Genomic DNA, 12792 nt, shown 5'->3' with positions numbered 1-12792 from the left:
AGAATATGGACGCTGCAGGCGGGCAGCACATGAAACAGGCTTGGCTTTAACAGGGTATTTTTATTTTTTGCCCATAGGTCTTAATGTAGGAATCACAGGGCTGTTGATCGCTGCCAAAAATAATCGTGGCACTATGCAGGAAGGTCTGATTGAAAAAATAACGCAGATCATAAATGTGCACAAATTTAGCATGTTGCTGGTGATCCTGATGTTCGGTAAAATAGCTAAACGGCGTAAACGACGAAAAAAATTCGCCCAAAACGGTTTTTTGTGCCCCCTGGGCAGCCGGAGACAAGGTTTGTTTGGCCAGTTCGGTATGAATCGTGAACGCCTGATGAAATACACCGATTTGCCCGACATAATAGTGGTTATTGGTTTCAATAACAAAATCCCAGAAGCGGGTACTCTTAAGGGATGGCATAAGCAGCATTCGCATAATTGCATTACTGCCAAAATGGTGTCTGCACCGATTGGTTGCGCGTAGCTTAAGTACAAATCTTACCGCAATATACAAACCGGTTACGGCAAAAAAGAGCAGGGAAGTGTCCCGCACCGGAAAGCCTGGAACAAATACGGCAAGCATAATGATTAGCAGTAACGGATCAAACACATTTAACAGACTGAAGCTTTTGCGTTCCCGGCTAAATGGCCACAAGACGGCTGCGCCATGGGCATTAAAAAAATCCATAATACTATGTGACAGACCTCCGAGAAAAGACCAAACAAAAACGTCAACAGGTGCTGTCGCTGGTGACGCTAAGAAAAAGCCGGCAGTAATCAAACCTGACCACAGGATAAGCCCGGGGATGGAATGCGAGAAAGCCCGGTGCTGACGGAGTAAAGCGAGTTTTCCCCGGACGCTGGCAATTACATCAAAATCAGGTGCCTGGGCACCGATAATACTTGCTACATAAATAGGGTCGCCAATGCTTAACGGGTGTCCTGATAAACCTGCAACAGCAATACCCAGCAAGGCATGGGAGAAAGTATCCATGCGATCGAAACCTCCCCAACTAGGTGACATAACATATCAATACTTGCTAATTATATCACAGCTGACGGGGAGGTGGTCTATTGGTAATTGCAGGCAAGCAAGTGAGGCGGCTGCAAAGCTTTATTAGATACTATCTATATTGACGCAAACCAAATTTTGTAAAGCACAAATTAATTGTAAGGGGGATTTGTTTACAATGAAACCAGCAGTGTCAGGCAGGTATTGGCGGAAAAACCGAATATACTCTTACTCCGGCGAGGGCAGCTATGGAGCTTGATCCCCGTTTTGCTCAAACACTTGTTGATATTGTTGCCGCAGAACTCAATCAAAACGTCAATATTACAGATAATCACGGTGTTATTATTGCATCCTTCAGCAAGGAGCGTATCTCGCATATTCATGAAGCGGCTGCAAAAATGCTGCTTAGTGGTCCGATCCGGGAATTTTCCGTAACAGATAAGGAAGAACGGCAATTAAAAGGGGTACGGGCAGGATTCAATGTGCCGATTATGGTAAATGATTGCTGTGTTGGGGTTATCGGCGTTTCCGGTGAACCTCATACGGCAGCGCCTTACGCCCGATTGGCTGCAAGATTTGTCGAGGCGGCCTTAGAATCTAATGCCAGACAGGAAAAGCTGGTGCGCGCTCTGCTGGAGAAGGAAGAGCTGCAATCCACGTTGTTAAACAAGGTGATTAGTGTTCAGGAAGAGGAACGTAAAAAGATATCGCGTGAGCTGCATGATGAAACCAGCCAGGCTTTAACGTCAATTATTGTTGGTTTACGGGTATTATCCGAGCATGTGCATAGTGAGAATGAGCGGATGAAAATTTTGGAGATGCGTGATTTGGTGGTAACAACACTGGAGGCTGTGCATCACCTGGCCGTGCAGCTTAGACCGGCCTTGCTGGATGACCTGGGGCTGGTGGCAGCAGCGCAAAAGTATATTGAGAACTATTCACGTCAATATAATATTTTTGTGGACCTGGCTGTTGTTAATTTGTCGCGGCAAAGGTTTTTGCCGGAGATTGAAATTACCTTATACCGGATTTTGCAGGAGGCTTTAACCAATATTGCCAAACATGCCAAAGCCAGTAAGGTGAAAGTCACCCTGAAAAAGCACAAGGGAAGACTTATGCTGATAGTAAAAGACAGCGGTATTGGTTTTAATGCCAAGCGGATCAGCGGTACTGCCAGTGATAATTGTCTTGGTATTCACGGTATGCATGAAAGGGTCGCACTTTTGTCAGGAGATTTTACCATTCATTCCTCTGAAGGGGAAGGAACGACCATTGCGGTGGAGATTCCTGTCCAGCAGCATAAAAAAACAGAAAGCGGTTTGGGGCAAGCCCATTAACCGCTTTCCATTTTTTACTCTGGACTTAATTTACACATTACTGTGATAATGGCTGGGGGGTGAGTCAGACCATCGGCCACCATCGCAGTCTATGTGGAGTAAGCTTTACTTGCGCTGGCCGGCTTTATAAGCCCTGTCTAACAGCTGAATGACATGGAATACGTTTTGGTCCATGTTGTTTTGGACCAGGCCGTCGGTGATATGCATGCGGCAGGTGCCGCAGCTGGTAGCCACTGTGTCTGCTTTAGTTTCAGCAATATTGGCGATTTTACGGTCGTTAATTTTACGTGAGATTTCGTAGTTCGCCAGACTGAAAGAGCCGCCGGAACCGCAGCAGCGGTCGGCTTCTTTCATTTCTACGAAGGTCAGACCGGGGATGGATTTTAATATTTCACGCGGTTCAGCGGTAACTTTGATACCACGCGCCATGTGACAGGGGTCGTGCATGGTGACTGTGGCATTGACCGGACCGAGCCTGCTTTTGTCAAGCTTCACAACATTGACCAAGAATTGGCTGATTTCATAGGTCTTGCTAGCCAGTTTCTCAGCCTTGGCTTTCATTACCGGGTTATCGTGGAACAATTCGATGAACTCTATCTTCCAGGCTTCGGCACAGGAGCCACAGGCGGCAATGATGTAATCAATATCATATTGTTCGAAGACTTCGATATTGTGTTTGGCTAAGAGTTTAGCCGACTCAACATCGCCGGACATAAATATCGGTGTGCCGCAACAATGCTGCATAGGCGGGATGACAATTTCAACATTGTTGGCCTTGAGTACATCAATGACTGCCTGACCTACATCGGTGTAAATATAATTAATAGTACAGCCGGTGAAAAAACCGACTTTCATTTTGGGTTTATCAACTTTAATTACTTCCGGGTTTTGGCTGCGCAACGGTGTGGCGGCAAACGGTGCGGTTACGCGCCGTTTGTCAAGTCCGGGCATCGGGAAACGGGCTACGGCCGCCATAGGGCGGGGTAGTTTTTTCATGCTTAGCGGGCCAAAGAGACCGGCCATTCTTAGTGCCAGGTCAAACATGGCCCGGTTTTTCAGCAGGTTAAACACCTGTTTCTTTACCGGATGCAGACCACGGGCTTTTACGGCAGCCTGGCGGCCGCGGACGATAAGTTCGTCAGCCGGTACACCGCAAGGACATTTTACCGAACACGCTTTACAGGATACGCATTTGGCCATCCATTTATCGAAGTTTTCACTGATGGGAATTTTACCGCTTAATACCGCCTCCATCAGTGCGAGTTTACCTCTGGCAACTGCTGTTTCGGTGCCCAGCTCTTTGTAGATGGGGCACACTTCCATACAGTTACCGCATTTCATACAGTTGGCAAGCGCATCCTGAATGTCAGCCAACAGTTCCTTATCCTGCGCATTGATGGCCTGCGCGGTGACGGATTTGTTAGAATCACTCATTTTAACACTCTCCTACTAGTTTTCCAGGATTTAAAATGAGGTTGGGGTCAAGGGCGCGTTTAATATTGCGCATAGCTTCCATCGCTACCGGACCGAATTGATCTTCCATATATTTAAGTTTGCCAAGGCCAATACCATGTTCACCAGACAGTGTGCCGCCCAGTTTAATGGCGGTACCGAAAATTTCGTCCATGGCCTTATATACCCGGCTCATTTCTTCCTCATCACGGATGTCACAGACAATAGTCGGATGCATGTTGCCGTCGCCGGCATGGCCGAAGGTACCAATAGTGACATTGTATTTTTTTGCAATTTCATTTACAGCGCGAATCATATCAGGAACCTTGTTTCTGGGGACGGTGGCATCTTCCACAAAGGTTGTGGGGCGGAGCTTGGCCAGGGCCGGGAGTGCGGCGCGGCGGGCGGCCCAGATTTTATCGCGTTCAGCCGCATCTTTGGCCTGTCTCACTTCATCTGCCTTATTAATGGTCAGCACTTCCAGGACTTTTGCAGCTTCTTTTTCCACTACCTCGGGAATACCGTCAACTTCAATCAGCAGGACGGCCTCGGCATCAACCGGCAGGCCAACTTTGGCATAATCTTCGACCGTGCGGATGGTGGGATTATCCATAATTTCCAGTGTTGCCGGAATAATCTTGGCGGCGATGATGGCCGCTATGGAATTACCGGCATTGTCAAGGTTTTTAAAAATAGCCATCATGCTCTTTTTGGCCTCAGGAGCGGGGACCAGTTTAACAATAATTTTAGTAATTACGCCTAAGGTGCCTTCCGCACCGGTAAAGAGCTTGGTCATGTCATAACCGGACACGTCTTTTACATTTTTGCCGCCGACATTCATAACTTGTCCGCTGGCAAGCACTACTTCAAGGCCCATCACATAGTGTTTGGTTACGCCATATTTGAGCCCGCGCAGTCCGCCGGCATTTTCAGAGACGGTGCCGCCTAAGGTAGCTGTGGTTACGGTGCCGGGGTCTGGCGGATAGATGAGGCCGTGGGTTTCAACCGCCTTATTAAGATCAGAAACTATGACGCCGGGCTGGGCTACCGCCACCAGGTTTTCGGTATCAATTTCAATAATCTGATTCATACGGGTCATGAGGAGCACAATGCCGCCTTTTGTCGGTATAGTGCCTGCAGACAAGTTGGTGCCCGAACCGCGGGTATAAACCGGAATTTTTTCACTGTTGGCCAGCGCCAGCACCTTGGCTACTTCTTCCGTAGTGCCTGGTATGACAACAACGTCGGGCATATGGGAAAACCCTGGAGTAGCATCATACGAATAGCAGTGCAGCTCTTCCGCACTTGTTAGTACATGCTCAGTACCTACAATTCTTTTGAGCGCCTCAATATGTTGGTTTTGCATTTGCTCATACCCCTTCATGTTTAAAATTTTCCGACAGTAAAGAAAATTAGCATTTGATAATATTGTCGCTAAATTTCGTCAAAATGTAAATCAGGCACTTACAGTAATATTATGTAGGGGATTACTGTAAGTGCCTGTAAGGGAAAATCCGACAAATAGTCTTAATTTTCACATATTGATAAGTTTATACTGCAGAGCGTAATTGACCAGTTCGGATTTTTTCCGGACATTGAGTTTGGTCATGACGCGTGAGCGGTAAGTATCTATCGTTTTGGTGCTTAAAGACAGGTGACTGGCAATTTCACTGTTGGTATGCCCCTGGGCCAGCAGCCGCAGCACTTGACGCTCCCGCGCGCTTAAGAGGGTATAGGGATCGCGCTGGTCGTTTTTTTCGTCTGGAATTTTGAGCAGACTATCCAGCAGGGTTTGCGACATGGTTTCATTGAGATGTTTTTTTCCTGAGGAAATTTTAAGGATACCTTCAACCAGTTCGGTGTCTGCCGATTTTTTTAGCACATAGCCGTCGGCACCGGCCCGCATGACTTCTTTGATATATTCATCATCATCATACATTGTCAGGACAAGTATGCGGCAGGAAAGTCCCCGGGATTTCATTTCTTTTATACACTCTACGCCACTCATAACCGGCATGGATATATCGAGCAGCAGTACATCCGGACGGAGCTGTTCTACCATGCGAATGGCCTGTTGACCATCACCGGCTTCGCCAATGACTTCAAATAATGGTGAACAATTCAGCAATGCTTTGAGTCCCGAACGCAGTACGGCATGATCGTCAGCAATTACAATACGTATTCTATCCATATTTTAGCCTCCACTTAATTAACCTGTAATTTCATGTTGGAAAATTTTTTTTCTTGCCCCATACCTGATAATATTATGTTACAATAGTATCATATAAAATATCAATCACTATTTACCGGACCGGAGGCGTTACAATGGTTGCCGAAGTTTTATTGTATTTTTCCCTGTTTTTCTTTATTGCAGGTGTACTGTCACCATTTTTCACTAAAAGTAACAAAATAGTCAACTATGTTGCACATGGGATGGCGGCGCTGGGGTGTCTGGCGGTTGTACTGTGTGCGATTTTTATTTTTGCCGGTGGCAAAGTTGACTTAATGACACCGCTATTGCTGTTAGGCGAACCGGTTCACATCCGGCTGGATTATCTGGCGGCGTACTTTTTGTTGATTATTGGGGTAGTAGGCGCTGCAGCCAGTATATATGCTGTTGGTTACAGCCGTGAGTACGCGGGGGACGGACGTCGCTATCAGGTTATGGTATCGATGTATTGCGCTTTTTTGCTGTCGATGGTGCTGGTGGTTGCTGTTAGTCATGTGGCCGCCTTTATTGTTGTTTGGGAATTGATGGCTGTTACTTCGTTTTTTCTGGTCAATTATGAGCATCATCATAGTGAAGTCAGGCGGGCAGCCTTTGTCTACATTGTCATGACCCATGTGGGGACGGCTTTTGTTATCACTGCTTTTTTTCTGCTGGCTCACAAGGCAGGCAGTTTGGACTTTGGCAGCCTGGTTCAGGCAGCAGGCAGTCTTGATACTTGGACTAAGAACATGGTATTTTTGTGTGCCTGGATTGGTTTTGGCACCAAGGCCGGTATTATTCCGCTACACATTTGGCTGCCCCGGGCACACCCGGCGGCTCCCAGTCATGTGTCGGCACTGATGTCAGGTGTAATGCTCAAAACCGCCATTTATGGCTTATGCCGGTTTTATCTTGAATTTTTGGGTACAGGCCCGGTCTGGTGGGGCGTAGTGGTGCTGGTATTTGCTATTGTGTCCGCAGTATTGGGTGTGCTTTATGCGCTGATGGAGTCGGATGTAAAACGGTTGCTTGCTTATTCCAGTGCGGAGAATATGGGTATTATTTTGCTGGGAATGGGGGCCGGCATGGTATTTATGGCCAAAGGCCTGGGCACGCTGGCAGCGCTGGCCTGGGCGGCAGCGCTTTATCATGTGCTAAACCATGCTGTTTTTAAGTCGCTGCTGTTTATGGGAGCCGGAGCTGTGCTTACAGCTGTCAGGACCAAGGAGCTGGAACGCCTGGGCGGCCTGATAAAAAAGATGCCTTACACGGCTGTGTGTGTGTTGGCTGGTACTGCCGCTATTTCGGCATTGCCGCCGTTAAATGGTTTTATCAGCGAGTGGTTAACCTTTCAGTCTTTGCTCTATTTGCCGCAAGCCTTGCAAGGGGTGCTGGGGAAGGTGCTGGCAGCGCTTTTGCTGGCGCTGCTCGGGCTTACCGGGGGGCTGGCAGCGGCTTGCTTTGTGAAGGCGTTCGGCATTGCTTTTTTGGGCAAACCGCGCAGCAGCCAGGCTGAGCAGGCTGGGGAGGCTAACAAGCCTATGCTGGTGTCTATGGCGGCTCTTGCCGGCTTGTGCGTATTTTTTGGTGTATGGCCGCAGCTGGTTATTGAGGCTCTGAAACAGGTGCTTTTTGGGATACCTGGTATAAATGCTTTGCCGGCTTTTGCCGATACGGCCTGGTATCTGGCCGGGGTTCAGCCGGCCGGCGGCAATACCAGTCTGGAGATGCCTGTGGTCGTGCTTATTATGTTTTTTGGTGCAGCTCTTGCCTGGGCGTTATACCGGTTATACGGCAAACCGCAGATTGTTGGTGGTGAGACCTGGACCTGCGGGATTGTGCCGACAGCCAGGATGGAATATACTGCTACCGGCTTTTCCAAGCCAATCCGCATGGCTTTCCGGGCAATTTTACGGCCCCAGCGTGAGACGGTTGCGGATGTAAGCCCTAACCGCTACTTTGGGCGTCGCTTGAGTTATCATGTCAGTATTATCGATATATTTAACGCCCTTTACCGGCCTGTTAATCATGCCATCATTCAGGCGGCTCAGTTTATGAAGGGTATTCAAACAGGCAGTGTCCAGCTTTATGTCGGATATATCACGGCAATTACCGTGCTGGCACTCATTATAAGTAACGGGTGGTGAGTAATATGGAACCAGTAACGCTAATTAAAAATTTTGTTTGTGCTTTCGCTATTGTGGCTGTTTCACCGCTCATAGCCGGTATGATTAAAACCGCCAAAGCCGGCATGCAAAACCGTCGTGGCCCGGGAGTACTGCAAGTATATTATGATTTGTCTAAACTACTGCAAAAAGACAGTGTGGTATCGCCGACCACCTCGTGGATTTTTTCCCGGGCGCCCTTTATTTATTTTGCCGGCGCTTTTGCCGCGGCAGCACTCTTGCCGGCAGGCGATTTATTTACTTTGCTCTATGTGCTGGCGGCCGGACGTTTTTTTCTGGTGCTGGCTTCCCTTGACGCCGGCAGCAGTTTTGGCGGCATGGGCGGCTCGCGGGAGATGTATATCAGTGTGCTGGTAGAGCCTGTGCTATTATTAACCATGCTGACAGTGGCTGTGAGAGCCGGAACAACCGGGCTGGCGGCTATGGCCGGAGCGGCAGCGGCTACTCCTTTTTCGCTGCCATATATTTTCTCTGCTATTGCTTTTTTTCTTATATTAGTGACAGAAACAGGGCGCATTCCTGTTGACAATCCTGATACGCATCTGGAGCTGACCATGATTCACGAGGGCATGGTGCTGGAATATTCCGGCCGCTGGCTGGGGCTGATTTTTTGGGCGTCGGCCATTAAACAATTAGTCTTTATCATTTTGTTCGTTGTATTGTTTTTACCCTGGCAGCCGGGCGGTTTATCGCCGGTTATGGCATTTTTCTGGACAGCCGGCAAGGTACTGCTTACGGCCCTGATCTTAGCGGTTATCGAGACCAGTACTAACAAAATGCGGCTGTTTAAAGTACCGGGTTTTATGGGAGTAGGTGCTATGCTGGCGCTGCTGGCGTTGGTGGCACAGTAAGAAGGGGGTGAGGCTGTGAATGTGCTTATCATTATTTTGTTATTTCTGGCACTGCTGTTAAGCCGGGTTACCAACCTGAAAACAGCGGTTATTATTTTACTGGGCCAATCCATCCTGGTGGCACTGGCCTGTGCTATTGTAGCTGCTGAAACCGGCGCGGTGCATACTTACATTGCGGCTGCGCTTACACTGGTTATCAAAGCCGGCCTGATTCCTTACGCTCTGTTCCGTATTGTCGGTATGCTGCGGCGGGAACGGGAAGTTAATCCTATTTTACAGCCTAATTATTCGGCCATGGTAGCCGGGATTATGATTGTATTGGCCTATGGACTAACTGACAAGGCGCTGCCGGAAATTGTCAGCCGGGATGCGCTGGCTGCCGCGGTTGCCATGATGTTAATTGGTCTGACGATGATTATGATCAGGCGTCAGGCGGTACTTCAGATTGTTGGCCTGATTACGATGGAAAATGGCCTGTATCTGATTGGACTGTCGGTAACGCAGGGCTTGCCGCTCATTATTGAGCTTGGCGTGGTTCTGGATGTGATGGTGGCGGTAGTGGTACTGGTTATTTTGACTTACCGGCTGAAACGCTCGTTTATGTCGACAGATACCAGTGTGTTAAAAAAGTTAAAGGGATGATAGTATGGAGCAATGGATAGTTCTGGCACTGGTTCTGCCATTGGCAACTAGTCTTTTAAATATGGCACAATTGACAGAGCAAGCCATCAGGCGGCTTAATCTGACCGGCAGCTGTCTGTTAAGTTTGACTTTGCTGGTTATTGTTTATCAGGTGGCGGTGAATGGGAATATTCAAGCCGGTCAATTCTATGTTGATGCCCTGAGCGCCGTGTTGTTGCTGGTGATTGCGATACTTACCTGCACGGCCACGCTATTTTCGCTGTCATACATGAAGCTGGAGATTGTGCAGGGGCATGCTTCCTTAAAAATGCTGAAACGCTATTATATTTTGCTAAACTTATTTGTATTTACGATGGTATGTGTGCCGGTAGTAGAGAATATGGGGCTGCTGTGGGTTGCCATTGAGGCCACTACTTTAAGTTCGGCCTTACTGGTGGCGTTCTATTTTGACCGCCCGGCACTGGAAGCAGCCTGGAAGTATGTAATGGTGTGTACTGTAGGGATTTGTTTAGCACTCTTAGGCACCATTTTGCTGTACTATGCGCAGGTCAGCGCCGATATCGGCGGCGGGCAGGCACTAAGCTGGCAGGCGCTTAAGGCTGCCAGCAGCCGGCTTGATCCTGGTATGGTTAAACTGGCTTTTGTATTTATTTTAATCGGCTATGGCACCAAGGCTGGCTTGGCTCCCATGCACACCTGGCTGCCTGACGCCCACAGCCAGGCGCCGTCGCCGGTCAGCGGTCTTTTATCCGGGGCACTCTTAAGCTGTGCACTGTATGCCATTATCCGTACCTCTATTATAGTTAAAGGCGCTGTAGGGCCTGCTTTTACTGAACAATTTTTGACAGGCTTCGGTTTATTGTCCATTGTCATTGCGGTTCCGTTTATTTTAGTACAGCATGATCTGAAACGGCTATTGGCCTATTCGAGTATTGAACATATGGGGCTGATTACACTGGGGTTGGGGATTGGCACACCGCTCGCCATGTATGGGTCGCTGCTGCATGTAATTAATCATGCGATAACGAAATCAGCCCTGTTTTATCTGGCAGGTGCTGTTATCCAACACTATGGCACCAAGAATATCCTGCGTATCCGGGGCCTGGTGGGCGCCGCACCGGTTATGGGAGCCTTGTTTGTGGCTGCCGTGCTGGCTATTGCCGGCTTGCCGCCGTTTAGCATCTTTTACAGTAAGCTTACCATTGTATGGGCCGCCTTTCAGTCAGGCAGTTCCTGGCTGGGAGTGATAATATTATTGCTGATGGCTGCTATTTTTGCCGGTATGATTTACTATACTTTAAAGCTGGGCTTTGCTTCAGCGCCACGGCGGGTTGCCGCCAGCGGCTACCGGCCTGGCAAACCGGCGATGGCAGCCATAGTGGTATCGCTGGTGCTGATGGCCGGCGGCGGCATTTACCTGCCGGCCTGGCTTGATACTCTTATCACCAGGGCTGTGGCTATTATGACAGGAGGGGGACTATGACAGCAACAATGGAAGTAATACCGGTGGCAACCCTCCGGGCAGCCGCCAATGTACTCAGCCATGGTGGCCGCTACCGGCTGACAGCTATGTTTGCGAATGATGAACGCGCTATCAATGGTTGTTTTGCCATCTATGCCGTCTTTGCCGGTAAGGCAGACAGGCTGATTAAAACCATTAAAGCCCTGATCAAGCAGGAGGACCCGCCCGAATTTCCTTCCCTTACGCCTTTGATGGCGTCTGCCGCCTGGTATGAGCGGGAGATTCATGATTTATTTGGGTTAGTACCGCTTGGACATCCGGATTTAAGGCGGCTTGTGCTGCATGAAAACTGGCCCCAGGGCCTATACCCGCTCCGGAAGGATTTCGATCCGGATGCGCCTGTACCTAATGCCAACAGCGAGTATACAATGGCGCCTGTTCAGGGCAAAGGTGTATTTGAAGTGCCTGTCGGCCCGATTCACGCCGGCATTATCGAGCCAGGTCATTTTCGTTTTAGCCAGGCAGGTGAAAATGTTATTAATCTGGAGGCCAAGCTGTTTTTTACTCACCGCGGCATTGAAAAAGCGGTGGAAGGCATGTCCTTTGGCCGGGCATTATATCAGGCCGAACGTATTTGCGGTGCTTGTTCGGTGGCCAATACGCTGGCTTTTGTTCAAGCTGTGGAAACCATGACTGCGGTTGAAATTCCCGTTCGGGCCGAATACCTAAGGGTACTGGCTGCCGAACTGGAACGACTGTATAATCATGTTGGCGATATTGGCAATTTATGTGCCGGGCTGGGCTTTGCGCCGGGAGTAAGCCATGGAGCGCGGTTAAAAGAGCAGGTAATGCGCCTGAATGAACGTCTGGCAGGCAACCGGTTCTTGCGTGGCTGGGTGACTTTGGGCGGGGTTACTATGGATATTACTAAGGATATGATCAATGACATTCGCCGCACCCTTGTCAGACTTACACGGGACTTTAACGAACTAATGGGGCTGCTCAGGGAGAATGACGCTTTTTTGGACAGGGTCAATACTACCGGTATTTTGCCGCAGCGGGCAGCCAGTGATTTGGGGGTTGTCGGGGTGGCCGCCAGGGCATCAGGTATTGATTCTGATGTGCGGCGGGATTTTCCTTATGCGGCCTACGGGCGGTTTGATTTTGAAGTGCCGGTGTATAAGAAGGGCGATGTGGCAGCCCGTTTATGGGTGCGGGCTGATGAGGCCGGCGAGTCACTCAGAATTATTGATCAAATACTGGTAGGGTTACCTGGTGGCAAGCTGTTAGTTGAAGTACCGTCTGCCCCGCCATATAAGGCAGGCTGCGGTTATGCCGAATCGCCCCGCGGCTCTGTTTTGCACTGGCTGATGGCAGGTGAAAATAATACTGTCTACCGTTATTTTTCCCGGTCGGCTTCTTATGCCAACTGGCCGGCGCTTACGGTTGCTGCTCCCGGGAATATTATTCCTGATTTTCCCTTAATCAATAAAAGTTTTGAATTATGTTATGCGTGTCTTGATCGCTAGTAGTCCGCCAAGACTAAAGCTATGGGATGAATTGCGCGAGATTTTTCGTCCAGCAAGGCGGAGGAGCCGCGCATATCGGACATATGTAAGGTGACGACAACGAAGCTGGGCG

Annotated in this window: 10 protein-coding genes; 6 read left to right on the top strand and 4 right to left on the bottom strand. The window is 49.1% G+C overall.

All coding sequences use genetic code 11. The features are described from left to right. Positions 1-46: 46 nt before the first annotated feature. A complete protein-coding gene (locus tag GT1_RS02220; RefSeq protein WP_188397075.1) occupies positions 47-994 on the bottom strand; it encodes a metal-dependent hydrolase in 948 nt (315 codons plus the stop codon). A gap of 266 nt (positions 995-1260) precedes the next feature. Here GT1_RS02220 and GT1_RS02215 point away from each other — a divergent pair, with 266 nt between their 5' ends. Beyond that, positions 1261-2349: a sugar diacid recognition domain-containing protein gene (locus tag GT1_RS02215; RefSeq protein WP_188397073.1), complete on the top strand. Its 1089-nt coding sequence runs from the start codon at positions 1261-1263 to the stop codon at positions 2347-2349. Between the two features lie 105 nt (positions 2350-2454). Here the strand turns inward: GT1_RS02215 and GT1_RS02210 are convergent, their stop codons facing one another. From GT1_RS02210 to GT1_RS02200, 3 genes are all read right to left on the bottom strand, one after another. Beyond that, the gene (locus GT1_RS02210) at positions 2455-3783 is read right to left on the bottom strand and encodes a (Fe-S)-binding protein (protein ID WP_188397071.1); all 1329 of its coding nucleotides are present in this window, start codon (positions 3781-3783) and stop codon (positions 2455-2457) included. A gap of 1 nt (position 3784) precedes the next feature. Beyond that, positions 3785-5167: an FAD-binding oxidoreductase gene (locus tag GT1_RS02205; RefSeq protein ID WP_188397069.1), complete on the bottom strand. Its 1383-nt coding sequence runs from the start codon at positions 5165-5167 to the stop codon at positions 3785-3787. A 168-nt stretch (positions 5168-5335) separates the two neighbouring features. After that, positions 5336-5992 (bottom strand): response regulator transcription factor, encoded by a 657-nt coding sequence (locus tag GT1_RS02200; protein ID WP_188397067.1) that lies wholly within the window; start codon positions 5990-5992, stop codon positions 5336-5338. 134 nt (positions 5993-6126) lie between these two features. On the opposite strand from GT1_RS02200, the gene hyfB reads away from it, so the two are divergent. Genes hyfB through GT1_RS02175 form a run of 5 tightly spaced genes read left to right on the top strand, consistent with a single transcriptional unit; the run spans position 6127 to position 12680 of the window. Next, on the top strand, positions 6127-8157 hold the full coding sequence (gene hyfB / locus GT1_RS02195) for a hydrogenase 4 subunit B (RefSeq protein ID WP_188397065.1): 2031 nt from the start codon (positions 6127-6129) through the stop codon (positions 8155-8157). 5 nt (positions 8158-8162) lie between these two features. Beyond that, positions 8163-9047: a respiratory chain complex I subunit 1 family protein gene (locus GT1_RS02190; RefSeq protein WP_188397063.1), complete on the top strand. Its 885-nt coding sequence runs from the start codon at positions 8163-8165 to the stop codon at positions 9045-9047. Positions 9048-9062: 15 nt separating this feature from the next. Continuing rightward, positions 9063-9689, top strand: a complete 627-nt coding sequence (locus GT1_RS02185; protein ID WP_188397060.1) for an NADH-quinone oxidoreductase subunit K — start codon at positions 9063-9065, stop codon at positions 9687-9689. Positions 9690-9693: 4 nt separating this feature from the next. Continuing rightward, positions 9694-11172 (top strand): hydrogenase 4 subunit F, encoded by a 1479-nt coding sequence (locus GT1_RS02180; protein WP_188397058.1) that lies wholly within the window; start codon positions 9694-9696, stop codon positions 11170-11172. Next, positions 11169-12680: an NADH-quinone oxidoreductase subunit C gene (locus tag GT1_RS02175; RefSeq protein ID WP_223226002.1), complete on the top strand. Its 1512-nt coding sequence runs from the start codon at positions 11169-11171 to the stop codon at positions 12678-12680. The genes GT1_RS02180 and GT1_RS02175 overlap by 4 nt, the downstream gene beginning before the upstream one ends. The last annotated feature ends 112 nt before the right edge of the window (positions 12681-12792 follow it).

The sequence above is a fragment of the Sporomusa sp. GT1 genome (assembly GCF_014634905.1).
In the GTDB taxonomy this organism is placed as follows: Bacteria; Bacillota; Negativicutes; order Sporomusales; family Sporomusaceae; genus Sporomusa; species Sporomusa sphaeroides.
Note: the sequence above shows the minus strand (reverse complement) of the source record. Positions and strands in the feature narration are given on the sequence as shown.